We start from the raw sequence: 26,230 nt of genomic DNA on the forward strand, positions 1-26,230 counted from the left end.
GCCGATGATGGTGGGCAGGGCGAAGGTGACGAATTCCACCCCGTAGTCGGGGTCGAAGCGGTCGACGGCCTTGATCAGCCCGATCGTGCCGACCTGGAGCATGTCTTCCATCTGGTCGGCCCTGTGGGTGAAGCGCTTGGTGGCGTAGCGGACCAGCGCCATGTTCGCCTCGATGAGGCAGTTGCGCACGTACTGGTACTCGTGCGTGCCCTCCTCCAGCGTCTGGAGTCGGGCGAACATGGTCTTCGACATCGCCCGGATGTCCTTCACCGACGCGCTGCCGTCCAGGACCGCCTCATCGAGGGGGAGGAGTCCCTCCACGGCGTCCGGCGTCGTGCGTTCGATCGTCGGGCTGAGCTGCGCCAACATGTCCCCTCCATGACCTGACCAGCAAGAACGCTGAACCTGACGCGCGCATACCCGCGAAACCGTCTGTCATGCGTGACGTGCACCACAAGGCAGGTGCTGCTGTCGGCGTGTACGCAGAAGGAAGGGGTGGGGCGGCTTCCCCGAAGCCGTCCCACCCCTGTCCTCTCATCCCCTGTGCCCGTCCGGGGGTCTGCTCACGGGCGCAGGGTGTCCTTGGCCTTTTCCTTCGTGGCGCGTGCGTCGCCCTTGGTCTGCTCGGCTTCGCCCTCGGCTCGCAGTGACTCGTTGCCGACCGTCTTGCCCGCGGTCTTCTTGACCGCGCCGGACGTCTGCTCGGCCTTCGCCTTGGCCTTCTGCTCGGCACTCATTGCGCGCCTCCCTTGAAAGGTCAGTTCGTGCTTGAGGCGATGCCTCACCAGCGAACGGCTCGTCAAACCACGAAAACTCGCGGGAATGATCGCTCGAGGCAGGGGCACCGGTCGTGGTGGAGGTGGATGAACAATGGGTCCTTTGCTTCTCGTTCTGTTGCTCGCTCTGATTCTCTTCGGTGCGGGTTTCGCGTTGAAGGTTCTGTGGTGGGTCGCGGTCGCGGTGCTGGTCATCTGGCTGCTGGGCTTCCTGGTCCGCACCGGTGAGGGCGCAGGTCGTAGTCGCTGGTACCGATGGTGACCTGACACCGGATCCCGCAACTGGCCGGGGCGCCGCCCGCATGAAGGGCGGCGCCCCGGCCAGTTGTATGGGCGTTCCGGTGGTGAATGCGGCGACCGGTGGGTAGGGAGAATGTGTGGTGAGGCGGGCCGAATCCCTGTGAGGGACTCGCACCTCCAACCGCCCGCCCCGCCGCCTGGTTGCTCGGCCTGTCCGAGTGCTCCATAGGGGGCCGTCATCGAGCGTGATCAAGCCTTCGGCATGACCTTCCTCTTCAGTGAGGCACCGTCATTCATGAGCCCGCGTCATGGGCTGCCGATGCCACCTTTGTCGTGCCGGCGCGTGTGCCGGGCGCATCAAGCCGAGGGCGGGCCGCCCCGCATCGTGAGAGGTAGCGCGCGGCGGATGGGAACCGCCGTGGCGGTTCGTGGCACCCTGGGTCCAGGAGGAGACAATGCCCGCTGATGCTGAGGGCGGCGAGAGGGACAGCCGTACGGATCGGGAGCACGGCTTCGGGCGGCGCGAGACACCAGAGGCGCGCGCCGACCGGCGATGGGCGGAGATGCTCCAGGAGGTGCGTGTCACCCAGACCGGCGCTCAGATCCTCTTCGGATTCCTGCTCAGCGTGGCCTCCACTTCACGCTTCGCCCAACTGGACGGCTGCGACAAGGCGTTGTACGCCACCACCGTCCTGCTCGGCGCCCTGGCGACCGGCGCGCTCGTCGCCCCTGTCTCCCTGCACCGGATGCTCGCCGGCCACCGTCGCAAGCCCGAACTGGTGACGATGACGGGAGGACGACTGGTCGTCGTGGCATGGCGCTCCTGGCCGCCGCCAATCGTGTGCGCCGTCCTCCTCCCGCTGCGCGTGGCGCTGGGCGGCGCCTGGGCTTGGGGACTCGCGGCGGCGGTCCTGGCCTGATTCGCCGTTTGCTGGCTGCTCCTGCCGGCCGCCCTGCGGCACTACCTCGACCGTGTGGGAACCTAGTGCGGCATCAGACGACGCTCGTGACGCGATGTGTGGGTGCGGGCGCTGAGATTGATCCATGGTGAGGACGTGGCGCGGCTGTTCCCGCTCAAACACAAGTACCTCAACCGCCTGGGCTGCTGCAACTTCACCGGCTCCCGGCCCATCCAGGGGATGCGGCCCCTGCGCGATCCGGACGCAGTCGACCTCGACGATGATGACGACGGTCAGGAAGAGTGACCGCTGTGCCTCTCCGGCCCGTCAGGGTGGCTGAGGGCACGATCAGCGAGGTGCTGTGGCTGGCAAGAGGGACCCGGCACCGCCGATCCGCACCAGCGGGGCCGGGGGCTATTGCTCCTGTCGGCTGGGCCCCGCCGTGTCCAGGGCGGCAGCGGCCTGGTCGGCGAGGGTGGCGGCAACCAGGCGGGCTTGGAGATCGGGGCGCGTATCTGGAGCGGGTGTGAGCATGAACCTGCCTTGGAAGCGGCCGCCTGCGCTGGCCCGCAGTTCGATGTCCCGCTGGGGCCAGCCTCGCTGGTCGATGTCCCAGCGTTTGCGGCCGACGGTGACGCTGCCGTCTTGTTCAAGGCGTGCGGGGTGGCCGAGGAGGGAGCCGTACTCGAACCGGCACCCCCGCAGTTGCAGCAGCTCGGTGAGTTGCTGCTTGACGTGGTCGACCACCGCGTCGGCGGATCGGGTGGTCTGGGTGAGCTGGGCGGTGTCGTGGACGCGGGCCAGGTAGTCGGCGTCCGTGACGACGAGCACCTCCAGCCGCCGGGCGCGGGCGGCCAACTGCGATACGGCCAGGCCCACGGCCAGCAACAGGACCGCCGTGGTGATGTCCGCGCCGCGATTGATGGTGAAGCTCTGGTAGGGGCGGGTGAGGAAGAAGTCGAACCATGCGGACGAGGACAGGGCTGCCAGGCCTCCGGCGAGGCGGTTGCCGGCGGTGGCGATCGCGACGGTGGCCACGACCATGATCAGGGCCAGGTTCGTGCTCGACACACCGCCCCGGAACGGCACCAGGATGAGCGCCAGCAGCAGTGGACCGGCCACGGCTGCTGCGAGCGCGATGCGGTCACGAAGCGGAAACCCGGTCACCATGTACCTCCCATCCCCTTGCTTACCACGATGTGTCCGTTATGTCCGTACGGCGGGCGGCACCCCGCAGCACCTCGTGAGACCGAGGGGTCCCCGCGGGGAATCTGCACCGCCGTCGGCAAGAGATGGCTCACCGGCGGCGCCACACGAGTGCGCTTAACGCTCTCCTGACGCCTTGAGCAGGGATAACGGGCAGTCGGCGTCCTAGAGTCGGGAGCGCCGACCGGCCGAGGACTGGAGGGGACTGGTGTCTGCACGCGCTGAGAACGGCGACGGTTCGGGTGGCCATCCGCCGGGTTCCGGCACCGAGCATGGGGAGCGGGACCGGCTGACGGTGCCGCAGGGGCTGGCGGCCCTGTCGCTGGACGCCCTGGCGTCCGTGGCCTATGGGCCGGAAGCGATCGTGGTCGTGCTGGCGGTCGCCGGCAGCCGAGGTCTCGGCTTCACCCTGCCGGTCACGCTGGCGATCGTGGTGCTTCTGGCCGCGCTGACGTTCTCCTACCGTCAGGTGATCGCCGCCTTCCCCAACGGTGGCGGCGCGTATGCGGTAGCCGGACGCCACCTGGGACGACGCCTCAGCCTGATCGCTGCCGCCTCGCTCATCATCGACTACCTGCTGAACGTCGCGGTATCGGTCTCCGCCGGCATCGCGGCGCTCACCTCAGCCTTTCCCGCCCTGTACGGCGAACGCGTCCTGCTGTGCCTCGTGGTCCTGGCACTGCTCACCGCGGTCAACCTGTACGGGGTGGCCGAGTCGGCGAAGGTGATGATCGCCCCGACTGTGGTGTTCATCGCGGCGATCGCAGCAGTGATCCTGGGCGGCCTGCTGCGATCGCACCCGGTTGTCCAGCCCGTCCACCCCACCGCTTCCTCCGCCGTCCAGACGGTCGGGGTGTTGCTGCTCTTGCGCGCCTTCGCCTCGGGGTGCTCGGCCCTGACGGGGGTGGAGGCGATCGCCAATGCCGTTCCCACCTTCCGCAGCCCCCGGGTCAAGCGGGCCCAGCGCACCGAGCTCGCCCTTGGCGGGCTGCTGGGCGCGATGCTGATCGGCCTGTCGGTGCTGATCGGCAAGTTCCACGTCGCGCCGAGCGCGACCAAGACCGTCCTGGCGCAGCTGGCCGAGGCATCCCTTGGCCACAACGTCGGCTTCTTCATCGTGCAGTTCGCCACCATGGTGCTGCTCGCCCTGGCGGCCAACACGTCCTTCGGAGGCATGCCCGTGCTCGCCTCGCTGCTGGCACGGGACAACCATCTGCCCCACGTCTTCGGGCTGCGCGCCGACCGGCAGGTCTACCGCTACGGCGTCGTCGCCCTCGCGGCGATCGCCGCGGTCCTGCTCGTCGCCGCTGAAGGCGACACGCAAAAGCTCGTGCCGGTCTTCGCCATCGGCGTCTTCATCGGATTCACCCTCTCCCAGGCCGGCATGGTCCGCCACTGGCACCAGGAAGGCGGCACCGGCTGGCTCGGACGCGCGGCCCTCAACGGCCTGGGCGCGCTTCTGACCGCCGCGGCCCTGGTCATCGAGATGGTGTCCAAGTTCCACGAAGGCGGCTGGCTGGTCCTCGTCGCTGTCGCGGTTCTGGTCATGCTGTTCGAAGCGGTGCACCACACCTACCGGCGCATCGGCACCGCCCTGCACCTCGGTGAGGTCCCCGACCGCCCGGAACATCGCCGCTCCCTCGTCGTCGTCCCGGTGGGAGCGGTCAACAAACTCACCCAGGAGGCAGTCAGCGCCGCCCTCTCACTGGGCGACCAGGTGCGCGCCGTCACGGTCGTCCACCCCGAGGACCCAGAGGCACCCTCCGCCGACGAGGTCCGCCAGGCATGGAACGCCTGGCAACCCGAAGTGCCGCTCACCGTCCTGCACAGCCGCACCCGGTCACTGACCCGACCGATCGTCGACTACCTGTGCGCCCTCGGCGCCGAGGACGGCCACGATCGCCTAGTGGTGCTGATCCCCGAGATGCACCTGCCCAAGCCATGGCAGCGCCTGCTGCAGAACCAGCGCGGCGCTGTCCTGGACCGCGCCATCCGCCGCAACACCGGGGCGGTCATCTGCCGCCTGCGCTTCCCCATCACACTGCCCCACTGACCCGGGCAAGGTCTCCGGCACGGTCGGTCATCCCCTCGCATCACCGCCTGCTGGTCGCGGTCGGCGGCGGGGCTGCATGCCAGGCAGGGGAACTCGCGCGGCGGCGCAGTCGCCGCCGCCTACCACACCCGCCGCTTCACCATGGTGCCCCGGCTGAAGAGGGCCCTGCGGGTGCCCACCCCGGCCGACCGCAGAACCGGGCCGGCCGTGGCGCCCGGGCACCCCACCGCCGGCACTGATCGACCCGGACCTGCCGAGCGCGGACCTCCGCATCGGCTACGCCCGGTGCTCGACGCTCGGGCAGGAACTCGACTCTCCGCTCGACGCCCTCAGCAAGCACGGCATCCCCAGGGACAAGATCTTCAGCGAGAAGATCAGCACCCGCGTCCGGGTCCGCCCGAAGTTCGAAGAACAGCGCGGGAGGTCAAGGCGCACGCCCCGCACTGCCGCGTCATCCATCTTCACCGTGTACGAGATGAAGCGCCTCGGCCGCGACGCCGCCGAACTCACCGCCTCGCCGACCACCTCACCGCCCACGGCCTGGTCCCGGAGATGCTCGCCGGTCCCCTGCCCGGCATCTACGACCCTACCGGGCCGGGCAAGCTGCTGTTCGCCTTCTTCGCCGCGATGGAGGAGACCGAGCGGGAGAACATCCGGGAGTCGACCATGGAGGGGCTCGACACCGCGGCCCGCAAGGGCAGGCACGGCGGTAGGCCGCCGGTCATCTCCGAGGACACGCTCCACACCGTGCTCCGCCGCAGGGCGAACGGCGAATCGGTCGAGCAGATCCAGCCCGACCTGATCATCCCCACCGGCAAGCGCAAGGGGCAGAACCCCTCTGTCGCCAGTGCATCTACCGGGCGCTCGCCGAGTACGCCAAGCGCGAGGCATACCCCGAAGCCATTGAGGCCGCGACGTCCTCCAACTGCATGGTGCGGATTATCTTCGGCCGTGCCGCGTGAACGGCGGCTAGGGCGACGATGAGCCGGACGTCCGGGGTGCTGGCTGCGGCGATGGCCTCGTCGATGTCCGCCCGGACGAGAGCCTGGAGGACACCGCCGGTCTGCCGGGGGACACGGATGCGGATCGTGGGGTTGCGGAAGATCTGGCCGTTCTTCTTCGCATGCCGGAACAGTGACCGCAGGGCAACGATCCGGCTCTCGCGCTGCTTACCGGTGGCGGCATCCCGGACCGGATGATGTCCTGCGATGTGCCGGTTTGGTGTCGGTGGGTGGTGTCAGTGATGGCACGTCAGAGCTGGGTGTTTTGCTGGTGGGGTGCTGAGTAGAGGCGGGGTCACTGCCGTGGGGCGGTGCGTGCGGCGGTCGCGGCTGTCATGGGGCGGTACACCCCGCTCCGCTCCGCTGTATCGGAAACGGCACTTCTGATCCTTTTGAGGCTGCGCGGCGGCACGGTGGTGGGTGTCGGTTTTGCGTGGGCGGACGGGGGCGGGGTGGGGGAGCCGGGTGCGTGGGGTGAGGTCACGGCGGGGTTGAGGGTGTCTAGGCCGGTGCTGGTCGCGCGGCTACTGGAGCTGGATGCGACCGGGGCGTTGACGACACATGCGCGTGCGGGCGCCCAGGTCGGCGGGGTGAATGTGCGTACGGTGTGGCGCTGGCTGGAAGCGGCGCGGACGGAGGGCCGCATCCAGCGCAGGCCGCGGGCCCGGCTGGAGTTGTCCGACCAGATGTGGGAGGTGCTGGCGCAGGCGGGCGGGAACGTCGCGGCGCTGCACCGGCATATGAGAGAGGCCGAGGGCGAGGTGCTCTCGTTGGCGTCGTTGCACCGGGTAGTGCGCCGGGACCTTCAGGCCGGCAGGGTCCTGCCGGAACGCGCGGTGGTGCGGCAGGAGCGGGAGGAGCAGCAAACGCCGCAAGCCCTGGCTGACCTCGCCCTGGCCGGGCCGAGTGAGGCAGGCGCGGCGATGACTGCGCACCTGCAGAACGCGCTGCTCACCACCGCTGACGCATCCATCGACCGGACCTTGCTGAGGCGGCTGTTTAAGCGGGTCGCGCCGCGCTGCACCGGGCGGTCCAGCGGGATCTGACGCCGGGGGAGCGGGCCGGGCTTGCGGGTGGGGAGCGGGCGGCGCGTAAGCATGATGTGTTCCTGGCCCGGCCGCGGGGCTGGCGTAACCAGGTATGGGAGACCGATCACGTCCAGTGCCCGGTGCTGGTCAATGTCGATGGCAAGGCCCGCAGACCGTGGATCACCTGGTTCACCGACTGCGCGACGAACGCGATCACCGGCATCGCGGTCACGCCGGGGGATGCCCTGCGGTTGGGGTGCGTGGTGAGCGCCCGTCTTCCCTGTTGCCGGTGATGAGAGTCGCTGGTCATGGCGCGCAGCAACGCGGCGGTCGGAGCATCGGCGAGCGAAGCACCGGCGGCCCGGCGGCGCGCGGCATCGGCGAGCCCGAGTTCGGCTTCGAGCGCGATCATCGCCGCGGGTGCGTCAGTGGTGGGTGTGCCCATCGTCTTCCCATGTGTGCGATTCGAGTGTGTTTCAGTGCACGAATCGATGCGCGATCCGCTATGATGTCTCTTGGAGGTGACTTCTGTGTCCACCGAGAACGAACTGTTCAGCGCGGTCGATGCGTTGCTGGAACAAGTCGCGCAGGACGACCTTCCGGCGCCTGCGGAGCGCAAGCGACTGCGTGAGGCGGCAGGGCTGAGCCAGGCGCAGATCGCCAAGGCGCTGGGCGCCCGCCGGGAGGCAGTGGGGAACTGGGAGACCGGGAAGACTGAGCCGCGGCCGCCGAAGCGCGCCGCTTACGCCCGGCTCCTGGAGGGTCTCGCCGCCCGATTCCCCGCCCCGGCCGCCGACGAGCCTGCGGCTGCCCCGGCCTCGGCGGCCCCCGAGTCGTTCACCGCACCGACCTCGGAACCGGTCGCGGCTCCCGCGCACGCCGCTGTCCCGCCGGCCCGCCCGAAGGCGGCGGCGAGCAGCACCACCCGGCCCGCCGCGTCGTCACGGCGGCCGGGTGCTAAGAAGGCGGTGGCGAACAAGACCACCGCGCCGGCGGCTGCCGCCGACCCGTGCTTCGAGAACGGGCCGCTCGCGGTCATCGACTGTGAGGACGGGCAGGTGTCGGCGTACTGCGTCGGCGGCCTGGTCCTGGAGGTGCCCGCCAAGAGCATTGCGGCGCTGGTCGACTGGACTGTGGCGGAGGCCCGCCTCGGGCAGGCCCGGCTGCACCGCAACGGCCGCGATGCCGACCCGATCCTCGTCCTGACCGCATCCGCGCTGGAGCGCTACGGCCTGCCCGCCGCCCTGTCGCAGGAGGAACAGCGCGCGGGACGGCTCGCGGTCGGCCACAAGGTGGTCAAGCAGATCGAGCGGGCCGGACTCCAGCTCACCCAGCGCGGATTCGGGCCGTGGGCCCGGGTCTACCGCGACCCGGAGGGCTCCAAGCGCCGTTGCGTCCAGCTGTGCATCCTGCCCTGGAACGCGCTGGACGCCCGCGAGTGGGACAGAAAGGACGACCCGCAACTGCCGACGATGCACCCGGCCGACCTCGCCCGCTACCTCGGCCTGTACGCGGCCCGGGTGACGACGCCGCGCGGCAGCACCGCGACGACCGGCTTGGAGCTGATGACCGCGCTGCGCCCGCCAACCCGAGCGGAGAAGGACCCGGCCACGGGCGAGTTCACGCGGGCCTTCAACGACGACGCGCTCGCCCAGCTCTACCCGGTGGTGGAGTGCGAGGTTCCCGACGAACACCCTCTGCTCAAGGGCAAGTTCGCCCGGCACCACCTGCGCACGCCTGCCGAGATGCTGATGGAGGAGCCCTACGACTGGTGCCGGCCCCTGACCGATGAGGAGTGCGCGAACCCGTACCTGGTCGTCATCGACATCAACATGAGCTTCGCCGCCGCCGCGAACGGCCTCACCGTCGGGCTGAACGGGCCCACCCACCTGACCGGCAACCCCGCCTTCGACCCGGCGCTGCCCGGCTCGTGGCTGGTCGACCTGTCCCACATCGACCTCTCCCGCGTCCAGATCGACGGCCGCACCATCGACGCAGCCCGGCTCCCGAGCCCGTTCACGCCGAAGGGCGACAGCCCCGAGGGCCCCGCCTGGTACGCCACCCCGACCCTCGCCTACGCGGTGGAGCTCGGCTTCGACGTCGCACCGATCGAGGCGTACGTGCGCACCCGGACCAGCCGCTACCTCGACTCCTGGTACAAGCGGCTGCGCGACGCGTACATGGCCACGATGGCCGACATGGGCGTCACCACCGACCTCACCGGGAGCGAGTTCCTCGAGGCGATGGCACGGCGCAAACAGGTCGACCCCACGATGGCGCTGCTGGAGACCGCGATCAAGGCGACCGCGAAGGGCGCCATCGGCAAGTTGCGCCAGCGCTCCCGGGGTCAGGTGCCGTACTACGAGCCCTACCCCGCGCTGAACCGGGAGACATGGCGCCCCGACATCCGGGCCGCCGTGCTCGCGACCCAGCGGACCGGCCTGCACCGCAAGCTGATGAAGACGGCGGCCGCCGCAGACCTGTACCCGGTCGCCATCGGCACCGACGCCATCGCCTACCCCTCGCCCGGACCGACCCCGCTGGACGTCCTGCCGTACACGCCCGAGGGCAAGCCTATGCCAGGCACGTTCCGGCTCGGCGTCTCGCCCGGCATGGTCAAGTGGCAGGGCACGCAGACCGTCCTGTGGGCGGAAGCCCAGTTCGAGGAACGCGGCGAGGTCTTCAACATCGCCAACCTCATCAAGACCGACCCGGCGGCCGGGGAAGGGGAGTAGCAGGCCATGGTCGACTCACTCGGGGACAGCCTGGACCGCGCACTGGAGGGGGCGTTCACCCGACGCATCCCGCAAAGCGCCCAGGCCCAGATGAAGTACCTGGTCAAGCAACTCAAGGGCACCAAGGCCGCCGCCCAGGCGCTCGGGATCTCCCAGCGCACGGTGGAGCGCTACGTCAAAGGACAGCTCAAGCGGCCCCGCCAGGACCTGCGCGGCCGCATAGAGCATGAGGTCAAGAAGCGCTGGCAGCCGCAAGTCCGCGCGAGGGCACGGCAGAAGGCGGCCTCCACCGACGGCCTGGTGGTCTCCACCCGCGCGCGGTTCGGGTTCACCGCAGCGCCGGGCACCACCGACGACGCCCGCATCCGCGACATCACCCAGGCCCTGCCGCCCGAGTACGCCGAGCAGCTGTTCACCGCCCGCGAGCAGGGCGCCACCGAGCAGCAGCTCCAGCAGATCGCCGCCGACGGCCTCGCCCGGATGTACTTCCGCGCCGACAACACCCGCGCGCACGGCCTGGGCGTGGAGTTCACCGATGTGGAGCAGATCCAGATCGAGTTGTAGCTGCGGCGTTCTGCCGCGTACTCCTGCAGGCGCTCATCTTCACAGCCGAGACCATCGAGCAGCAGTTCAACGACTGCGGGCGCCGCGTCCTGGCCCTGCTCGCCTGACAGCCGGTGAGCAGCCGCGGCTGCGCCAGTACGTCGACGACGTCGAACGCGTCCGTCTCGTGTGCTGGGTGACGGCTTTGAAGACCGTCGTCGTTGTCGCCTCATCGAGGTGTAGCAGCCGCCCGCTGCACTCGCGCTCCTTCTGCTCTTGGCCGTACGGCACAGTTGCTACTTGGTGGCCCCGAATGCAGCGCAACTTTTCGCACGAGCCGGTCGACACATGCTGCTGGCCCATGGTTCGTGCTGCCGGAGAGCGATGACATTCGACGACCGGCCCGGCAGCGCAAGGCTGCTGCTTGGAGAGCTTGCCCGCTGCATCCGGTCAATCGGTGGCGCCGGTGGCCCATCGCTCACCAGCTTGTTCCGCACCGCGCGACGGCCGACTGCGCGGTCGCCGGGCTTCCAGGTAGATCTAGCTGCTCGTCGGCACTGGCGGCGAGCGGGGAAAGGCGCTGCGGGGGCAACAAACGATGCCCAGGCCGACGCAGAGCGGCCACGCCGGCCGTGACCAGCGCGCAGCCGCAGGCGTTCCTCGCTCGCATCCGGGACGGCGGGGCAAACGGCGGCCCACCACGATCCCGTTGTCATCGACGCCAACAGCCGCCTGGTGGTGGCGATCGGCCTGCCGCTGCCCGGCAGCCGAAACGACTGCCGGGCATTCACGGAGTCCGGCGTCGACCGGGCCTGCCGCGGCGCACCGACCCTCGCCGACGGCGGATACCAGGCCATGCTCGGCATCGCTCGGCTCCACAACCTGGCCCTCACCGGATAACTCTCACCACATACGGGACAACCTCTAGACGGTGTCCCGTAAATGCTCTGGGGCGTGCTGGCTGACCTGCTTGTTTGCCTGTCATCCGGTGAGGGTGAGGTTGTGCAGGCGGGCGATGCCGAGCATGGCGTGGTGGACGCCGTCGCCCTTGAGGCGGCAGTCGCGGAGGATCTTCCAGCTCTTCATGCGGGCAAAGGTGTGCTCGACGCGGGCCCCTTGCGGTGAGAGGCGTTGTGCTCCTCCTTCCAGGCCGGCAGTTCCTCGTCCTTGTGTCGGCGGTGGTGCGGGATGGTCAGGCCGGTGCCCCGGTAGTCGCCGTCGGCGATCACCGTGGGGGTGGTGCCGACGGCGGCCTTCGCGCCGGAGTCCTGCCAGGCCCGGCAGTCGTTGCGGTTGCCGGGCAGCGGCTTGCCGACGGCGACCACGAGGCGGGTGTCGGCGTCGATGACGACCTGGTGGTTGGTGGAGTAGCGGTAGTTCTTGCTGGAGGCGGCCATGGGCCGGTCGCGGGTGGGGACCAGCGTGCCGTCCACGATGAGCACGGTCTCCCTGCGGAACCGCCGCCGGGGCTGGAGGGCGAGCGCCGGCCCGAGGTGGGCGACGATCCGGTCGGCCGCCGACTTCGAGACGCCGAACAACGGGCCGAGTTGACGCAGGGTGAGGTTGGTGCGCCAGTACGCGGCCACCAGCAGCACCCGGTCCTCCAACGGCAGCGACCATGGCCGGCCCTTGCGGACCGGATCGGCCCCCTCACCCCGCAGCGCGGTGATCAGCTTGTTGAACTGCCGAGGGCTCAGCCCGGTGAACGGACCGATCCACGAGGGCTCCGACGCCGTGATCACACCAGCCACGGCAAGATCATCTCGCCCCTGACCAGCAGTTACGGGACAGCCTCTAGAGACGACGTTCGGTCTCTGAAGTACGACCGACATTCTCGACCGAAAGCTGAAAAGAAGGAGTGAAACGAGGCCCCGGGCGCACCAGCGCCCGGGGCCCTCCTCCCTTTCTGCTCGGAATGCGCGAAATCCGACGGCGGTGCCCCGGCCCGCAGGCCGGGGGAAGCCCGAGGACTCGATGCCCGCCGACCACACACCCCGCCCCGCCCAAGACTTTCGCGCCGTGACATCACCGCCTGGCGGGAGGGCTGTACGGGCTATCCGATGGTGGACGCCGGCATGCGCCAGCTGCGCCACGAGGGCTGAATACACAACCGGGCGCGGCTGGTGACGGCGAGTTTCCTGACCAAGACGCTGTACGTCGACTGGCGCGTCGGCGCCCGGCACTTCCTGCGGCACCTGGTGGCGGCGACATCGTCAACAACCAGATGAACTGGCAGTGGGTCGCCGGCACCGGCACCGACTCCCGCCCTCACCGCGTCCTCAACCCCGTCCTGCAGGGCAGGCGTTACGACCCGGACGGGACCTACGTACGGCGCCGGGTGCCCGAGCTGGCCGACGTCGAGGGCGGCGCGGTGCAGGAGCCCTGGCGGCTCCCGGACGACCGGCGAGCCGCGCTGCATTATCCCGAACCGGTCATCGGCCTCGGCGAGGGACTGGCCCGTTTCCGCGAGGCGCGCGGACGTCAGCGATGAACCGGGTACCCATGAGCGGACTGCGTACGGACACGTGGCGACGTCGCATCGGTGCGCATCCGGAACACCACTGTCGGCGGAAGCACTGATGTGCGAATGACCGGATGCGAGAAGGGGTTGCGCATGCTTGGACCGCGGCCGACTGTGGCCGGACCGGGGGCACCGGACGACGCCCCGCTCACCGCCCACGAGGCCACCCGGGCCGTGGAGGCCGTGCTCGGGCAGGTGCTCGAGGCGCGGCTGCGCCACGCCCGTCTGACCGACGCGGTGGCCGCGCGCGACCTGGCCGAGCGCGTCGCCGCGTTCTCCCTACGCGGCGGCAAGCGGCTGCGCACGGCGTTCGTGTGGTGCGGCTGGCGGGCCGCGGGGGGAACGGGCAACACCGGCCCGGTCCTGCGCACCGGGGCCGCCCTGGAACTGCTCCAGGCGTGCGCCCTCATCCACGACGACGTGATGGACGGCTCGCCGCTGCGCCGGGGGGCGCCGGCCCTGCACGTGGACTTCGCCCGCGGGCACCGGGTGGCGCGGATGTCCGGCTCGGCCGAGTCGTTCGGCTCGTCGGCGGCCGTGCTGGCCGGCGACCTAGCACTGGCCTGGGCGGACGACCTGCTGACGGAGACGGCGCTCGCCTTGCCGCACGGCGCCCGGCTGCACGGGGAATGGCGGGCCATGCGCACCGAGATGGTCGCCGGCCAGTACCGGGACTTGAAGGCCCAGGCGAGCGGATCGTCCAGCGGCGAGGAGGCCCTGGCCATCGCCGAACTGAAGAGCGCCCTGTACACGGTCGCCCGGCCTTTGGCGCTGGGCGCCACGCTGGCGGGAGCCGACCCGCACACCGTGGACGCGCTGCGGGCCGCCGGGCGGTGCGCCGGGCTGGCCTTCCAGCTGCGCGACGACGTCCTGGGCGCGTTCGGCGACCCGCTGCTGACCGGGAAGCCCGCCGACGACGACCTGCGGTCGCGCAAGCTCACCCACCTGCTGGCCACGGCCGTGCGGCTCGCCGGGACCGCCGACGACCGCGAGGCCGCCGCCGTGCTCGCCGTGGGCCCGGACGCGCGGTCCCCGCAGACCGTGGAGCGGATGCGCGCGGCGCTGGAACGGACGGGGGCGCGGGCCGAGGTGGAGGCCAGGATCGCCGAACTGGCGGCCGCCGCCCTACGGCACTTCGAGGCCACCGGCGCCGGCGCGCGGGTACAGCAGGAGTTCACCGTATTGGTCGAGCGGGCAGCGGGCGTCGCCCCGCGCCCGGCGGAGGAGCTGGTATGAGGACCGTGCCGGGACCGACGGACCACGTCGTCGTCGTGGGTGCCGGGCTGTCCGGCCTGGCCTGCGCGCTGCACCTGCTGGGCGCGGGCCGCCGGGTCACACTCGTCGAACGGGACCCCGGGCCCGGCGGCCGGGCCGGGCAGGTGCGGCTCGGCGGCTACCAGGTGGACACCGGGCCCACCGTGCTGACCATGCCCGACCTGGCAGAGGAGGCCTTCGCCGCCGTCGGCGACAGCCTGTACCGGCGCGTCGAACTGTCGCCCCTGCACCCCGCCTACCGGGCCGGCTTCGCCGACGGCACCTCGCTGGACGTGCACACCGACGGCGACGCCATGGAGACCGAGGTGCGCCGCTTCGCCGGGCCCGCCGAGGCGGCGGGCTACCGCAGGCTGCGTGCGTGGCTGGAGCAGTTGTACCGGGTGCAGATGCGCCGCTTCATCGACACCAACTTCGACTCGCCCTTCCAGCTCGCGCACCCCGACCTGGCCCGGCTGGCGGCCCTCGGCGGCTTCGGCCGGCTGGACGCCCGCATCGGCCGCTTCCTGAACGACCCGCGGCTGCAGCGGGTCTTCTCCTTCCAGGCGCTGTACGCGGGGGTCGCCCCGGCCCGGGCGCTCGCGGCTTACGCGGTGATCGCCTACATGGACACCGTGGCCGGCGTCTGGTTCCCCAAGGGTGGGATGCACGCCCTGCCCCGCGCGATGGCCGACGCGGCGGCGGACGCCGGTGCCGAGCTGCGCTGGTCGGCGGAGGTCAGTGCGCTGGAGAGCGTCTCCGGGCGGGTGCGGGCGGTCCGCCTCGCCTCGGGTGAGCGCATCCCGTGCGACGCGGTCGTCCTGACCTGCGAACTGCCCGCCGCCCACCGCCTGATGGGCCGGACACCCCGGCGCCCGGTGCGCCTGCGGCACTCTCCCTCCGCGGTGATCCTGCACGCGGGCACCGACCGCACCTGGCCCGGACTCGCCCACCACACCCTGTCGTTCGGCGCCGCGTGGGAGCGCACCTTCGACGAACTGACCCGCACGGGGTCGCTGATGAGCGACCCCTCCCTGCTGATCACCCGTCCGACCACGCACGACCCCTCCCTGGCGCCGCCAGGCCGCCACCTCCACTACGTGCTGGCGCCCTGCCCCAACACCGACGTCGGCCCCTCCGCCGCCGCCTGGCGGGACCTCGGCCCCCGCTACCGCGACAGCCTCGTCGACGAGCTGGAACGGCGCGGCCTGGACGGGTTCGCGGACAGCGTCCAGGAGGAGATGCTGGTGACCCCGCTGGACTGGGCGGCCCAGGGCCACGCCGCGGGCAGCCCCTTCTCCGTGTCCCACACCTTCGCCCAGACCGGGCCCTTCCGGCCCCGCAACCTGGTGCGCGGCGTGGACAACGTGGTGCTCGCGGGCTGCGGCACCACCCCGGGCGTCGGCGTGCCGACCGTGCTCATCAGCGGCAAACTCGCCGCCTCCCGCGTCACCGGCGGACCCGGCCGCCGCCCCTCGGCGCCCCGCCCCCGCCCCGCCGCGGCTGATCTTCCGTCCACTTCGACCGGAGCAGGAGCCCATGACCCGTCGTGAACTGGACGCCGCCGGGATCACCGACCCCGGCCTGCGCGCCGACTACACCCGGTGCCGGGAGCTCAACGCCGGCTACGGGCGCACCTACTTCCTGGCCACGCGCCTGCTGCCGCTGGAGCGCCGCTCGGCCGTGCACGCGCTGTACGGCTTCGCCCGGTGGGCCGACGACATCGTCGACGACCTGGACCGCGGGCGCACCCCCGAGGAGCGCGACCTGTCGCTGAAGCGGCTGGAGGGCGACCTCGCGCACGCGCTGCGCACCGGCGGCGGGGACGAGCCCGTGGTGCGGGCGGTGGCCGACACCGCCGACCGGTACGGCATCGAGGTGCCGCTGTTCGAGGACTTCCTCGCCTCGATGCGCTCGGACCTGACCGTCACCGACTACTCGACCTACGCCGACCTGCGGGCGTACATGCACGGCTCGGCCGCGGTGATCGGCCTGCAGATGCTGCCCGTGCTCGGCACGGTCGTGCCCCGCGAGGAGGCCGCACCGCACGCGGCGGCCCTGGGTGTGGCGTTCCAGCTGACCAACTTCCTGCGGGACGTGGGCGAGGACCTGGACCGCGGCCGGGTGTACCTGCCGGCCGACCTGCTCGCCGCGCACGGCGTGGACCGGCCGCTGCTGGAGTGGAGCCGGCGCACCGGCCGGCAGGACCCGCGCATCCGGGCCGCGATCGTGGCGGCCGAGGAGATGACCCGGGACGTCTACCGGGAGGCGGAGCCGGGCATCGCGATGCTCGACCCCCGGGTGCGGCCCTGCATCCGGGCGGCGTTCACGCTGTACGGCGGCATCCTGGACGCGATCGCCCGGCAGGGGTACACCGTGCTGCACCGCCGTGCAGTCGTCTCCCGCCCCCGGCGGGCGGCGACCGCGGCGGCCGGGATCGTGCGGGTGGCCGCCGCGCGCCGGCGCGCCCGCTCGGCGCGCCCGGCGGCCGGGGCCGTCGTACTGGAGCGGAAGGAGCCGGGCCATGGATGACCGGGCGGACAGGACACGCTGGACGCCGCCGCTGCGGCGGCGCAACGGCCCGAGGTGGGCGGAGCAGGCCCCGACCTGGCGAGCGGCGCGGCCCGGCCTGATCGCCGACGCGCTGAAGCGGGCCTCCGCGCGGCCCTCCGGCAACTGGTTCGTGGCCGGCGCCTCGCGGGACGTGCGCCCCGGGGGCGGTCCTCGCGGCCGGACGATCGGCGGCGTCGAGGTCGTGCTGTGGCGCTCGGACTCCGGTGAGCTGCGCGCGGGTCCGGGGGCCTGCCCGCACCTGGGTGCGCCGCTGCGGAACAGCCGGGTCGTGTGCGGCACGCTGGTGTGCCACTGGCACGGGCTCGCGCTGGACGGTTCGCCGACGGCGGGCTGGCGGCCGTTCCCGGTCCATGACGACGGGGTGCTGGTGTGGGTGCGGCTGGACGCGCTCGGCGGGGAGGAGCCGTCGGAGCGGCCCGTGATCCCGCCGCGTCCCGAGGCGGCCGGCGCGGTGGACTCCGTGTACACCGGGGTCGGCCGGTGCGAGCCGCATGACGTGGTGGCCAACCGGCTCGACCCGTGGCACGGCTCGTGGTTCCACCCGTACTCCTTCGTCGACCTGCAGGTCGACCGCGAGCCGGAGGGCGAGGAGGACGACGCGTTCGTCGTCGACGTCTCCTTCCGGGTGGCGGGACGTCTGGTGGTACCCGTGCGGGCGGAGTTCACCGCTCCGGAGCCGCGCACGGTCGTCATGCGGATCACCGACGGCGAGGGCGCCTCCTCGGTGGTAGAGACCCATGCCACGCCGCTGACCCGGCCGGGCGACGAGCGGCCGCGCACGGCCGTGGTGGAGGCGGTGATCGCCACCTCCGAGCGGCGCGGCTTCGCCCTGGCCCGGGCTGCGGCCCCCGCCCTGCGCCCCCTGATGCGGCACACCGCGGGACGCCTGTGGCGCGACGACCTGGCCTACGCGGAGAGGCGCTGGGAGCTGCGCAGCACGGGCCGCTTCCCAGGCTGAGCGGCGCCCCGGAGCGCCGCCTGACCGACCTGCCCGAGCGGCGCTCCCGGCTGGAAGAACCCCGCCGGACGGGCGCGAGCGGCGCACCCGGCCGGTACGGCACCGCCTGACGGGCCCGGGTCACTCGGCCCGGGCCCGTCCGACTGCCTGCGCAGGTCCGGCTACCCGCTGCCTGGGCCGATCCGGGTACCCGGGCCCGTCCGGCGGTCCCGGACCGTCTGGCGACCCGGGCCCGTCGGGCGGTCCGGCACCGTCCGGCTGCCCGGGCCGGGGGTGCGGTCTTCAGGGACGCCTGCCGGCGAGGGCGCCGAGGGCGCGCAGCGCCGGGGAGCGGCCCGCGCGCGGGACCGTCCACAGGACCTGTCCGCGCAGGCCCCAGCGGGCGAGCAGCTCGTTGGAGGCCAGGAAGCCGGTGGTGGCGGCGCGTTCCATGAGGGCCACGGGCAGGTCGCAGCGCAGGCCGTCGCCGGCCAGCGTGAGCCACGGGTGCGGGGTCGTGACCGTGGGGCGGCGGTGGTGGGTGCCGGCGGTGAACATCGGGCAGTCCGCGCGCCACTCGTGCCGGACGTCGACGACCCGCGCCCGGCTCGTCTCCGGGTACACCCGCCGCAACTGGGCGAGCAGTTCGTCCTGCACCTTCTCCCGGCCCGCCCCCTCGAAGACGGCGTAGGCGTGCAGTTCCACCACCGAGCCCCCGGTGCGTGCGGCCCAGCGGGCGGCCTCGCCCTCGTAGCGCTCCAGGACGCTGATGTTGTCCAGGCCCTCGTAGCCGCTGGTGCCGAGGAAGCCGGGGCGGTCGGGCCGTACGGGCCGGTCCAGCCAGAACCGGGAGACGAGGAACGGCGGGGCGGTGCGCAGCGCGTCGATGTCCGCGCGCCAGGGGGCGGTGCCCAGGCCGGGCGAGGCCGCGACGGTGCCCCGAAGCCCTCCGGTGTCCAGGGCGAGCACCACCGCGTCGTACCGGCCGTCTCCCGCGTCCGTGCGGACCTCGGCCCCGCCCTCGCCGTCGAGGGGGTCGACGCCGTGGACGGCCGTGCCGGTGCGGATGTCGGTGCCCAGGCGCTCGAGGTAGTCGCCGAGCGGCTCCCACAGGGCCTGTGGGAAGGGCTCGTCGGGCACGTCGAACAGCAGCCCCTCGGAGGAGCCGAGGAAGTAGATGTGGAACATCAGCATCAGCTCGGCGGCGGACAGTTCGCGCGGGTCGGCGAAAAAGCTGCGCGAGAACACTTCGAAGGCCAGGTGGTGCGCGGCATCGGGGAAGCGCACGCCCTGCAGGAACCTGGTCGCGCTGACCCGGTCGAACCGCTCGTACACCTCCGGCACGCGGACGTCCAGCAGCGGCAGCGCCGCGCGGGCGTCCATGGAGGTCAGGTCGCGCCAGCCGAAGGTGGGGCTGAGGGCGACGAATCCGAGCGCGCTGAGCGGCGGGGTGCGCGGGACGCGGGCGAAGCTGTCGGTGAGCCCGCCGCTGTGCCGCAGGGGGTAGTCGGGCAGCGGGGTGAGCCGGTCCAGGCCGGGATCGGTCCGGCGCAGCAGGCCGCGCAGGTTGTAGTACTGGCGGAAGAACGCGTGGAAGCCGCGGGTCATGGTCACCTCGGAACCGTCCGCGAGCCGGGTGCGCTGCCCGGCGAGGCGGCCGCCGAGGGACTCCTCCCGTTCGTAGAGGGTGACGCGGGCGCCGCGTTCGGTCAGTCCGGTGGCGGCGGCGAGGCCGGCGATGCCGCCGCCCACCACGGCGACGGACGGCGCGTCCCCCGGCGCGAACCGGTCCCGGCCGGGGGCGGGCCTCAGCACCTCGGCCTTGCGGTCCCGGCCGCGGCGGGCGGCGGTGTGTGCGGTCCGGGTGGCCATCAGCCGGCCTCCACGGTGGGAACGGGTGCCGCGGCCGTGCCGGCGAAGCTCTGCCGGGCCGGCCCGGCGGCGGCCGGGACGGGGCCGTTGCGGGCGACGAAGGTGTGGGTGATGCCGGTCTGCCACCCGGCCAGGGGCAGGGCGCGGCGGGCGTCCGGGAAGCCGGCGCGGGTCAGTCGGCCGGTGAAGTCGGGGACGGCGTCGAAGTCGAGGACGCTGTGCCACAGGTGCCGGTACAGGGCCCGGTCGCCGGTGAGGGTGCCCGCCGGGATCACGAACCCGTGGCAGACGGCCGTCCACAGCGCCCGCTGCGCCGGTGAGCCGCCGAGGCTGTACTCGTGCACGGCCAGCCGCCCGCCCGGCTTCAGCAGGGTCCGCACCGAGTGCAGCACCGCGTCGGGGCCGGTGACGTTGCGGAAGAGGTAGGCGGCGAAGACCGCGTCGAAGGGGCCTTCGCCGGCGGTCGGCAGTTCCTCGGCGCTCAGGTGCAGGAACCGCACCCGGTCGGGCCACGGTTTGGCCAAGGCCTGCCGCAGCATGCCGCCGGAGGCGTCCACGGCGGTGATGCGCGCCCGGGGCGCGGCCCGCAGCAGGGCCCGGGTGGAGGCGCCGGTGCCGCATCCGAGGTCGAGCACGTGCAGCCCGGCCCCGTCGTCGGGCAGGCGCAGCCGGCGCGCCGAGCGGAGCAGGTCGGTGCGGTAACCGGGGTTGAGGGCCGTGAGCCGGTCGTAGGTGCGGGACGCGTGGTCGAAGGCGCGTGCCAGGTCGTGGTCGCGCAGCAGGGTCATCAGTGGCTTACTCCGGTTCCTGGGAGGGGGTGGGGTCGGCGGGGCAGGAAGGGCACTTCGAGCGCGGTGCGCAGCATCGGCCCCACGGGGGTGCGCAGTCCGATGCCCCATTCCTCCCGGAGCGAGGTCGCGCCGTCGAGGAAGCGCAGCAGGCGGTGCGCGGGCGTCCGGCGGAACAGGCCGGTGAAGAAGTCCGGGCCGTCGATGCGCCCGGTGTCCAGGGCGCGCAGCAGTACCGCGTCCATGGCCAGCGCCCGCCGGCCGTGGGGCGGGGGCACGGCGTCGCGGTCGTCGCGCAGGGCGGCGGCGACGGCCCGGCTGTGCCGCTGGACGGCGGCGAAGGTGTAGCCGGTGGCGGGGCGGGTGGCGCCGCCCGCGGTTCCGATGCGGAAGACGGACCGGCCGGTGCGGCGCGCGAAGCGACCGTCGGTCATGGGGATTACGCCCTGCTCGGCCGACTCGACCTCGAACCCGCCCAGCCGCACCACGTCCCGGGCGTAGTGGCCGAGCGCGGCCTCGTACGCCTCGGTGGTCAGCGGGGCGCGGGAGAACTCGGTGTACTCGACGAGGGCCCGGTCCGCGGCCAGCGGGAGGACGTACCCGAAGGCGAGCCCGTGCCGGGGCTGCGGCACCCGGAAGTCCATCAGGTCGGCGACGCCGGGGCCGAACCGCTCGCGGTCGGTGCGCACGAACCAGCCGCGGAAGTGCTGCAGCAGCTGGGTGCGGGCGGCGGGCAGGACGGGCAGCGGCCGTGAGTCGAACGCGTACCGGGCGCGCAGCGTCAGGGCCCGGCCGTCGGGTGCCGTGCAGCGGACCTCCGCGCCCCCGGGGACGTCGCGCACGGTGTCCGCCGTGGCCCGCAGCACCCGCCCGCCGGGGGCCTGCTCCACACGGGCGTGCACCAGCCGCTCGAACGCCGAGGAGCGCACCATGCGGTAGGTCGCGGGGGCCGGGTCGACGGTGAGGGCGGTGCCGTCGCGGCCGTGCACCCGCAGCAGGGGCCAGGCGGCGGTCACCGCGGCGCCCAGGTCGTCGTGGCCCTCGTCCCAGTAGCACCAGGTCCGCTCGGCCGGGCGCGCGGGACCGTCCGGGGGTTCCACCACGGTGACGCGGGCGGCCCCGGTCTCGACCAGCCGGTGCGCCAGGCTGAGCCCGGCGGCCCCGCCCCCGACGACCACGACCTCCGGCGCCCCGGCCACTCCCGCGGTCACCGGACGCCGGCCCGGTGGGCAGCACGGCACGCGGCCGGGATCGAGGCGGCGGCCGGCGACGGGCGGGGCGGGCGGTACGGGCTCACCGGGCGCCCTCCCCGCACGAGGAGCCGCCGCTCGGGTCGCCGCGCGGGCCGCGGCGGGCACCCGCCCGCCCCGTCGGTCTCGGCGGCCGCAGCTCGCACCCACGCACCGATCATCCGCACACCCGCTCCCACCGCCCGGCCGACGCCACCATTCGATCCTCCGTCACTTCCCCGGCGGTAGCGGACCCGGATGCAGCCGGGTCCGGTCAGCGCGACACGACCGACTCCAGCAGCGCGACGGCTTCCGCCAGCCCGGTCGGCCGCGACAGCCCGTTCACCGCCCGGCCCGCCCAGCCCAGCCCGATCGTCAGGACGACCGGCTTGCGCCGGGCACCGCGTACCCCCCATTCCATCGCGGCAACGTGCGCGGCCAGTGGACGGCTCGCGGTGGTACGGGATTGCGCCCACAGCGCGACCGCCGCCGGGCCGGTCCTGCGGACGGCGGTGACGAGCGACTCGACGGGCAGCGCGCCGCCGAACATCCGCACGGGCAGGCCGCGTTCGGCCAGTGCGGCGGCCAGTACCTCCAGCGGTAGCGTGTGGCTCTCCCCCGGCACGCAGGCGAGCACCGTGGTGGCGCCCGGGCGGTCGGCGGCGGAGGGCGGGGTGCAGCGCCGCAGCGCGCCGGAGACGTGCCAGGACAGGAAGTGCTCGACCTCGACGTACTTCTCGCCGGAGCTCTCCCACTTGCGGCCGACCGCCTGGAGCGTCGGCATGATCACCTCGGTCCACGCGGCGATCAGCCCGTGCTGCTCGATCGCGGACCCGAGCAGCTCGTCCAGCGCGGCGGCGTCCAAGCGCAGGGCGGCCCGGGCGATGCCCTTGCACTCCTGACGCACGTCACCCAGCCGCATCCCGCTGCCGGCCCGGCTGCGTCCCCGGGCGGGCCCTGGCCCGGTCGCGGGGCTCCGCCCGCCGTCGGCAGTGGGGGCGGGACCCAGGGCGTCGTCGACGATGGCGGAGACCAGTCCGGATTCCGGTCCGTCGTCCGCGTCGATGTCCGCCGCGTCCCGGCCGGACGGCTCTACTGCGTCGATTCGGGCCGCGCTGCGGCCGGGCACCCCTGCGTCGAAAGCACCCGTGTCCGCACCCGTCGCGGGCCGCCCCGCGTCGGTTGCGGCGGGGGCGGGGCCGCGCGGAGGCGCCCCGGCGGCGTCCGCTGCCCCGAAGACCCGGGTGGCGCCCGGCGGCGTCTCGTGCAGCACCGTCCGGGCCGCCTCCGCAGGCGCTATCCCCGTCGCCGTCAGCGCGCACATCCGCTCCAGCCGGGCCACGTCCACGACGGTCCACCTGCGGTGACGGCCGCCCGTGTGCGCGTCGGGACCGAGACCGTAGCGCCGGTCCCAGGTGCGGACCGTCGTCGGGGCCACGCCCAGCCGTCTGGCCACCTCGCCGGTGGTCAGCCCGGCCCCCTCCGGCCGCGGCTGCGGAGCCGCCGTCGCGGGGTTGTCACTGCGTTCCTGTACACCCATGGGTCGATGGTACGACGCACAAACGACGCATGTTGAGCTGCTTCGTTTGTGCACCGAACACTGACGGGGAACGCACGGTCCGCGGCTTCCCCCGGCGGCGGCAGGTGCGGTCCGACAACGGCCTTCCGTCCCCGCACGGAGCCCGGCAGGAGGAATCCGGCATGATCACGAACGCACGAGTCGCCGCCCCCGCCCCGCCCGTGGAGGAGACACGCTACGAGGAGGAGCTGGCCCGGGGCCTGCTGGCCGCCGACGAGGAGGCGTTCGCCGCGATCTACCGGCGCTGGGGCTCCCTCGTGCACACCATGGCCACGCGGGTGCTCGGCGACACCCATGAGGCGGAGGACGTCACCCAGCAGGTCTTCCTCGGCGCCTGGCACGGCCGCGCGGGCTTCCGCCCGGAACGGGGCCCGCTCGGCGCCTGGCTGGTCGGCATCACCCGCCGCAAGATCGTCGACGCGCTGGCCGCCAGGACGCGGCGTCTGACGCTCGTCGACTCGGCCGCCCGGCACGCGGACACCCCGGCGGGCCACGGCGAGTCGGCACCGGACCGCGTGCTGGACCGCGTGTTGCTCATCGACGCCCTCGGCCGGTTGCCGCGCCACCAGCGCGAGGTGCTGTGCATGGCCTTCTACGAGGACCTGACCCAGACGCAGATCGCGGAGCGCACCGGTATGCCGCTGGGCACGGTCAAGAGCCACGCCCGCCGCGGTTTGCACCGGCTGCGCCAGGCGCAGCGTGGCTGACCGCGCTTCGTCGTCACGGCGGAGCCCGTCGAGTCCGGGAGGGCGTAGTGGCCCATGTAGAGCCCGCTCACCTGGTGGAACTGGCCCTCGGACACGCCACGGCGAGCGAGGAGGACGCCGGTGCGCTGCGCCACATCGAGCAGTGCCCGCGCTGCCGGGACGAGTTGCGTACGATGACCCGCGTGGTCACCGCCGCGCGCACGGCCCAGCTGGTGGACCTCCCGGCCGCGCCCCCGGAGCGCGTCTGGCAGCGCATCACCCACGACCTGTACCGCGAGCCCCCGGCCCCCCTGGCTCCGATGCCGGCCGCCGACTGCTCGAGGAGTAGGAGGGACCGACTCCTCCTCACCGCCCTCGCCGCCCTCCTGGCCGCCCACCGCGCCCGTCGGCAGCGCGGGGGAACCGCCTAGTAGTGCTTCGTTACCTTGGGTGATCTCTGATGGTGGGCATCTTCTCTGGTATGAGATTGGAGGAGGTGGAACGGCTCCGGGGTGAGTTAGCGGAGTTCGTTGCCGATGTCTTCGCCTCGCTGCCGCGGCGGGATCAGCGGCGGTGGGGCGGGTGTTATCTGCGGGGTTTGATGCTGGACGGCCGTCGGAAGTCGATCCAGCCGATGGCCGACCGGCTGCCGGACGGGAACATGCAGGCCCTGCAGCAGTTCGTGAACCAGTCGCCGTGGGATCCGCTGCCGGTCAGGCGGCGGATCGCCCGGCGGCTGTGCGAGGCCATCCTCCCAGAGGTGTGGGTGATCGACGATGTGTCGTTCCCCAAGTGTGGGACGGCGTCGGTTTGGGTGAGCTGGCTACGTGATCGCTTATGCGCAGGTGCGTTCTCGCTCCCCGCCACGGTCTCGTGTTCGCCGATGCGGCCGGGCCGCGTGTCAGTGCGGTGAGGTACGCGACATGTACGCCCTATGTACGCTACGAGGAGCGCTGCGGGTACTGCGTACATCTGATTATGTCCACCGCATGCCGATGGCGGAGAGCTGCTCGACCCGCTCGGGCGTGAGCGTTGCGAGTCTGGATCTCTGATTCCCGACCCACGCCCCCAGCTTCACCTCCCGGACTTCTTGGTCTTCTTGCTATCGCCGTTTTCGGGGCCACCGACGATGATTCGTTCGACGTGTTTCCTTGGGACCCGGAGGTGTCCTTCGCGCTGGTAGTACTGCCGGGCGGCTGCCAGGTTCATGGCCCATTTGTCGGCCTGGGAGCGGCGTGGCGGGGTTTCTCGTCGTCGGTCGCGGGCTCGATCCCGAGGACCTGCTCGCACAGCCATTGCTGGGCGCCGGTGAGGTTGTCCCAGCCGAGACGGACCGATCGGACCCATCGTCCGAGGTCCTCGCCCTGGTGCACGACGCCGCCCGGCGACATGGGCAGTGCGCCGCCCTGTTCCAGGTGCTGTCGGGTGAGGTGGAAGGCGCGTTGCCATTCCACAGGCCAGGCCGTTGACACCCCACAGCCGCGACCGCCCACGCTGCGTCAGGCCGAGGGGCTTCAGGGACTCCCGCGCCGCCGAGGTGATGATCCGGAGAACCGGACTGCGATCTGCCATGACCGGCATTATCGACCGTCCTGCCGACACCTCCGTCGGTACTGAGCGTCACCAGCCCACAGAAGTTGGGCAGAGCCCTTTGAAGTGAACGAAGCCACGTGGTCGACCTGACGGTGCTGCGGGCCTTGCGGGAATCCCGCACGGATGTGGAAGCTCTCGATCTCACGGCCGAGCGGTTGCGCCATCTCGAAGACGCCTTCACCGCGGCGGCCGACCGGGCCCGCGCCACGATGGACCGTTACGCGTACAGCGACGCTGCCGAGAGGCCGCATCCGGTGCGCGAGGACGACCAGCGGGCGCACCGATCGCATGATTCCGGTCCGCGCTGCGGCCGGGAGGCCGGCCAGTGAGTGGCCTCGATGCTGCGGTGGTCACGGCGAGCACCGACCTGCCGCTTGTGGCGCGCTCAGACCTTGCAGGGACCGAGCCGGGCTCGCGGCGTGCAACACGTCGGTGCTGGGATACGGGGCCTCATGTGCCAAAGCTCAGTCCCTTCAGTCCCTTTCTCATCTGCCGGGGCGGCGACTGGTCGGGGCGTTCAGTGCCGCCGGCCAGGGCGGGTCCCTCGGTCTCGGGCCATCAAATGCCTGGTCAGAGGCCTTGGCCTTGAGAGGGAGGGACTGAAGGGACTCAAAAACCGAATTAGACCGTGTCCTACGTGGTGAGACGAACGAGGCGCCTGTAGCAGCAGATGGCTGCGGCGAGTCCGAGAAAGGCCAGGTAGTTGCGGGGATTTCGTT

Annotated in this window: 25 protein-coding genes and 4 pseudogenes; 18 read left to right on the forward strand and 11 right to left on the reverse strand. The window is 72.4% G+C overall.

Features of this window, described 5'->3' with window-relative positions; translation table 11 throughout:
* Both CK485_RS29590 and CK485_RS12450 read right to left on the reverse strand, forming a co-directional pair.
* Positions 1–369: sigma factor (locus CK485_RS29590; RefSeq protein WP_275124614.1), on the reverse strand; the 369-nt coding region annotated here is incomplete at its 3' end.
* 194 nt (positions 370–563) lie between these two features.
* A complete protein-coding gene (locus CK485_RS12450) occupies positions 564–737 on the reverse strand; it encodes a CsbD family protein (protein ID WP_109449947.1) in 174 nt (57 codons plus the stop codon).
* 133 nt (positions 738–870) lie between these two features.
* On the opposite strand from CK485_RS12450, the gene CK485_RS12455 reads away from it, so the two are divergent.
* From CK485_RS12455 to CK485_RS29025, 3 genes are all read left to right on the forward strand, one after another.
* Entirely contained in the window at positions 871–1,038 is a 168-nt protein-coding gene (locus tag CK485_RS12455; protein ID WP_109448303.1) for a hydrophobic protein, read from the forward strand.
* Between the two features lie 433 nt (positions 1,039–1,471).
* A complete protein-coding gene (locus CK485_RS12460) occupies positions 1,472–1,936 on the forward strand; it encodes a DUF6328 family protein (protein WP_109449949.1) in 465 nt (154 codons plus the stop codon).
* A gap of 135 nt (positions 1,937–2,071) precedes the next feature.
* A complete protein-coding gene (locus CK485_RS29025) occupies positions 2,072–2,221 on the forward strand; it encodes a hypothetical protein (protein ID WP_199239320.1) in 150 nt (49 codons plus the stop codon).
* 108 nt (positions 2,222–2,329) lie between these two features.
* On the opposite strand, the gene CK485_RS12470 is transcribed toward CK485_RS29025, so the two are convergent.
* Positions 2,330–3,085, reverse strand: a complete 756-nt coding sequence (locus tag CK485_RS12470; protein WP_109449952.1) for a DUF4118 domain-containing protein — start codon at positions 3,083–3,085, stop codon at positions 2,330–2,332.
* Positions 3,086–3,329: 244 nt separating this feature from the next.
* On the opposite strand from CK485_RS12470, the gene CK485_RS12475 reads away from it, so the two are divergent.
* From CK485_RS12475 to CK485_RS12485, 3 genes are all read left to right on the forward strand, one after another.
* Positions 3,330–5,174: an APC family permease gene (locus CK485_RS12475; protein ID WP_241968314.1), complete on the forward strand. Its 1,845-nt coding sequence runs from the start codon at positions 3,330–3,332 to the stop codon at positions 5,172–5,174.
* A 552-nt stretch (positions 5,175–5,726) separates the two neighbouring features.
* Positions 5,727–6,158, forward strand: coding sequence for a recombinase family protein (locus tag CK485_RS30160; protein ID WP_342673475.1), 432 nt, complete (start codon positions 5,727–5,729; stop codon positions 6,156–6,158).
* Positions 6,159–6,684: 526 nt separating this feature from the next.
* A complete protein-coding gene (locus CK485_RS12485; protein WP_241968315.1) occupies positions 6,685–7,221 on the forward strand; it encodes a hypothetical protein in 537 nt (178 codons plus the stop codon).
* A gap of 106 nt (positions 7,222–7,327) precedes the next feature.
* On the opposite strand, the gene CK485_RS28490 is transcribed toward CK485_RS12485, so the two are convergent.
* Positions 7,328–7,648 (reverse strand): hypothetical protein, encoded by a 321-nt coding sequence (locus CK485_RS28490; RefSeq protein WP_146214530.1) that lies wholly within the window; start codon positions 7,646–7,648, stop codon positions 7,328–7,330.
* Positions 7,649–7,733: 85 nt separating this feature from the next.
* Between CK485_RS28490 and CK485_RS12495 the strand changes: the two genes are divergently transcribed.
* From CK485_RS12495 to CK485_RS12510, 3 genes and pseudogenes are all read left to right on the forward strand, one after another.
* Positions 7,734–9,938, forward strand: a complete 2,205-nt coding sequence (locus CK485_RS12495) for a helix-turn-helix transcriptional regulator (protein ID WP_109449956.1) — start codon at positions 7,734–7,736, stop codon at positions 9,936–9,938.
* A gap of 6 nt (positions 9,939–9,944) precedes the next feature.
* Complete coding sequence (locus CK485_RS12500) at positions 9,945–10,502, forward strand: DNA-binding protein (protein WP_109449958.1); 558 nt, start codon at positions 9,945–9,947, stop codon at positions 10,500–10,502.
* Positions 10,503–11,189: 687 nt separating this feature from the next.
* Positions 11,190–11,381: pseudogene (locus CK485_RS12510) on the forward strand (IS5/IS1182 family transposase); the annotation flags it as partial.
* An 81-nt stretch (positions 11,382–11,462) separates the two neighbouring features.
* On the opposite strand, the pseudogene CK485_RS12515 reads toward CK485_RS12510, so the two are convergent.
* Positions 11,463–12,232, reverse strand: a pseudogene (locus CK485_RS12515) (transposase).
* Positions 12,233–12,502: 270 nt separating this feature from the next.
* Here CK485_RS12515 and CK485_RS12520 point away from each other — a divergent pair.
* The 5 genes and pseudogenes from CK485_RS12520 to CK485_RS12540 all read left to right on the forward strand — a co-directional run.
* Positions 12,503–12,972 (forward strand): annotated as a pseudogene (locus CK485_RS12520) (FAD-binding domain-containing protein); the annotation flags it as partial.
* 123 nt (positions 12,973–13,095) lie between these two features.
* A complete protein-coding gene (locus CK485_RS12525) occupies positions 13,096–14,238 on the forward strand; it encodes a polyprenyl synthetase family protein (protein WP_109452887.1) in 1,143 nt (380 codons plus the stop codon).
* On the forward strand, positions 14,235–15,806 hold the full coding sequence (gene crtI / locus CK485_RS12530) for a phytoene desaturase family protein (protein ID WP_109449962.1): 1,572 nt from the start codon (positions 14,235–14,237) through the stop codon (positions 15,804–15,806). The genes CK485_RS12525 and crtI overlap by 4 nt, the downstream gene beginning before the upstream one ends.
* Positions 15,793–16,785 (forward strand): phytoene/squalene synthase family protein, encoded by a 993-nt coding sequence (locus CK485_RS12535; protein ID WP_109449964.1) that lies wholly within the window; start codon positions 15,793–15,795, stop codon positions 16,783–16,785. Before crtI ends, CK485_RS12535 begins: the two co-directional genes overlap by 14 nt.
* Positions 16,778–17,785 (forward strand): DUF5914 domain-containing protein, encoded by a 1,008-nt coding sequence (locus tag CK485_RS12540; RefSeq protein ID WP_109449966.1) that lies wholly within the window; start codon positions 16,778–16,780, stop codon positions 17,783–17,785. Before CK485_RS12535 ends, CK485_RS12540 begins: the two co-directional genes overlap by 8 nt.
* A 282-nt stretch (positions 17,786–18,067) precedes the next feature.
* Here the strand turns inward: CK485_RS12540 and CK485_RS12550 are convergent, their stop codons facing one another.
* From CK485_RS12550 to CK485_RS12565, 4 genes are all read right to left on the reverse strand, one after another.
* Entirely contained in the window at positions 18,068–19,636 is a 1,569-nt protein-coding gene (locus tag CK485_RS12550) for an FAD-dependent oxidoreductase (RefSeq protein WP_109449968.1), read from the reverse strand.
* A complete protein-coding gene (locus CK485_RS12555) occupies positions 19,636–20,424 on the reverse strand; it encodes a methyltransferase domain-containing protein (protein WP_109449970.1) in 789 nt (262 codons plus the stop codon). Before CK485_RS12555 ends, CK485_RS12550 begins: the two co-directional genes overlap by 1 nt.
* Positions 20,424–21,623 (reverse strand): lycopene cyclase family protein, encoded by a 1,200-nt coding sequence (locus CK485_RS12560; RefSeq protein ID WP_241968316.1) that lies wholly within the window; start codon positions 21,621–21,623, stop codon positions 20,424–20,426. Before CK485_RS12560 ends, CK485_RS12555 begins: the two co-directional genes overlap by 1 nt.
* Positions 21,624–21,927: 304 nt before the next feature.
* On the reverse strand, positions 21,928–23,193 hold the full coding sequence (locus CK485_RS12565) for a MerR family transcriptional regulator (protein WP_109449974.1): 1,266 nt from the start codon (positions 23,191–23,193) through the stop codon (positions 21,928–21,930).
* 161 nt (positions 23,194–23,354) lie between these two features.
* On the opposite strand from CK485_RS12565, the gene CK485_RS12570 reads away from it, so the two are divergent.
* The 3 genes and pseudogenes from CK485_RS12570 to CK485_RS12580 all read left to right on the forward strand — a co-directional run.
* Complete coding sequence (locus CK485_RS12570; RefSeq protein WP_109449976.1) at positions 23,355–23,939, forward strand: sigma-70 family RNA polymerase sigma factor; 585 nt, start codon at positions 23,355–23,357, stop codon at positions 23,937–23,939.
* 47 nt (positions 23,940–23,986) lie between these two features.
* Entirely contained in the window at positions 23,987–24,349 is a 363-nt protein-coding gene (locus CK485_RS29595) for a hypothetical protein (protein ID WP_241968317.1), read from the forward strand.
* A gap of 50 nt (positions 24,350–24,399) precedes the next feature.
* Positions 24,400–24,738: pseudogene (locus CK485_RS12580) on the forward strand (transposase); the annotation flags it as partial.
* Positions 24,739–24,894: 156 nt separating this feature from the next.
* On the opposite strand, the gene CK485_RS29600 reads toward CK485_RS12580, so the two are convergent.
* Both CK485_RS29600 and CK485_RS29605 read right to left on the reverse strand, forming a co-directional pair.
* Positions 24,895–24,996 (reverse strand): helicase associated domain-containing protein, encoded by a 102-nt coding sequence (locus tag CK485_RS29600; protein ID WP_241968318.1) that lies wholly within the window; start codon positions 24,994–24,996, stop codon positions 24,895–24,897.
* 127 nt (positions 24,997–25,123) lie between these two features.
* Positions 25,124–25,372: a hypothetical protein gene (locus tag CK485_RS29605; RefSeq protein WP_241968319.1), complete on the reverse strand. Its 249-nt coding sequence runs from the start codon at positions 25,370–25,372 to the stop codon at positions 25,124–25,126.
* Positions 25,373–25,588: 216 nt separating this feature from the next.
* On the opposite strand from CK485_RS29605, the gene CK485_RS12590 reads away from it, so the two are divergent.
* Positions 25,589–25,840, forward strand: coding sequence for a hypothetical protein (locus CK485_RS12590; RefSeq protein ID WP_199239321.1), 252 nt, complete (start codon positions 25,589–25,591; stop codon positions 25,838–25,840).
* Positions 25,841–26,230: the final 390 nt, after the last annotated feature.

Source organism: Streptomyces sp. ICBB 8177, assembly GCF_003144095.1.
In the GTDB taxonomy this organism is placed as follows: Bacteria; Actinomycetota; Actinomycetes; order Streptomycetales; family Streptomycetaceae; genus Streptantibioticus_D.

Excerpts from the sequence above, each read along its gene's own strand:
- CK485_RS12450 (WP_109449947.1), bottom strand. The coding sequence starts at position 737 with ATGAGTGCCGAGCAGAAGGCCAAGGCGAAGGCCGAGCAGACGTCCGGC.
- CK485_RS12455 (WP_109448303.1), top strand. The coding sequence starts at position 871 with ATGGGTCCTTTGCTTCTCGTTCTGTTGCTCGCTCTGATTCTCTTCGGT.
- CK485_RS12460 (WP_109449949.1), top strand. The coding sequence starts at position 1,472 with ATGCCCGCTGATGCTGAGGGCGGCGAGAGGGACAGCCGTACGGATCGG.
- CK485_RS12470 (WP_109449952.1), bottom strand. The coding sequence starts at position 3,085 with ATGGTGACCGGGTTTCCGCTTCGTGACCGCATCGCGCTCGCAGCAGCC.
- CK485_RS30160 (WP_342673475.1), top strand. The coding sequence starts at position 5,727 with ATGCTCGCCGGTCCCCTGCCCGGCATCTACGACCCTACCGGGCCGGGC.
- CK485_RS28490 (WP_146214530.1), bottom strand. The coding sequence starts at position 7,648 with ATGGGCACACCCACCACTGACGCACCCGCGGCGATGATCGCGCTCGAA.
- CK485_RS12500 (WP_109449958.1), top strand. The coding sequence starts at position 9,945 with ATGGTCGACTCACTCGGGGACAGCCTGGACCGCGCACTGGAGGGGGCG.
- CK485_RS12525 (WP_109452887.1), top strand. The coding sequence starts at position 13,096 with ATGCTTGGACCGCGGCCGACTGTGGCCGGACCGGGGGCACCGGACGAC.
- crtI (WP_109449962.1), top strand. The coding sequence starts at position 14,235 with ATGAGGACCGTGCCGGGACCGACGGACCACGTCGTCGTCGTGGGTGCC.
- CK485_RS12535 (WP_109449964.1), top strand. The coding sequence starts at position 15,793 with ATGACCCGTCGTGAACTGGACGCCGCCGGGATCACCGACCCCGGCCTG.
- CK485_RS12540 (WP_109449966.1), top strand. The coding sequence starts at position 16,778 with ATGGATGACCGGGCGGACAGGACACGCTGGACGCCGCCGCTGCGGCGG.
- CK485_RS12550 (WP_109449968.1), bottom strand. The coding sequence starts at position 19,636 with ATGGCCACCCGGACCGCACACACCGCCGCCCGCCGCGGCCGGGACCGC.
- CK485_RS12555 (WP_109449970.1), bottom strand. The coding sequence starts at position 20,424 with ATGACCCTGCTGCGCGACCACGACCTGGCACGCGCCTTCGACCACGCG.
- CK485_RS12565 (WP_109449974.1), bottom strand. The coding sequence starts at position 23,193 with ATGGGTGTACAGGAACGCAGTGACAACCCCGCGACGGCGGCTCCGCAG.
- CK485_RS12570 (WP_109449976.1), top strand. The coding sequence starts at position 23,355 with ATGATCACGAACGCACGAGTCGCCGCCCCCGCCCCGCCCGTGGAGGAG.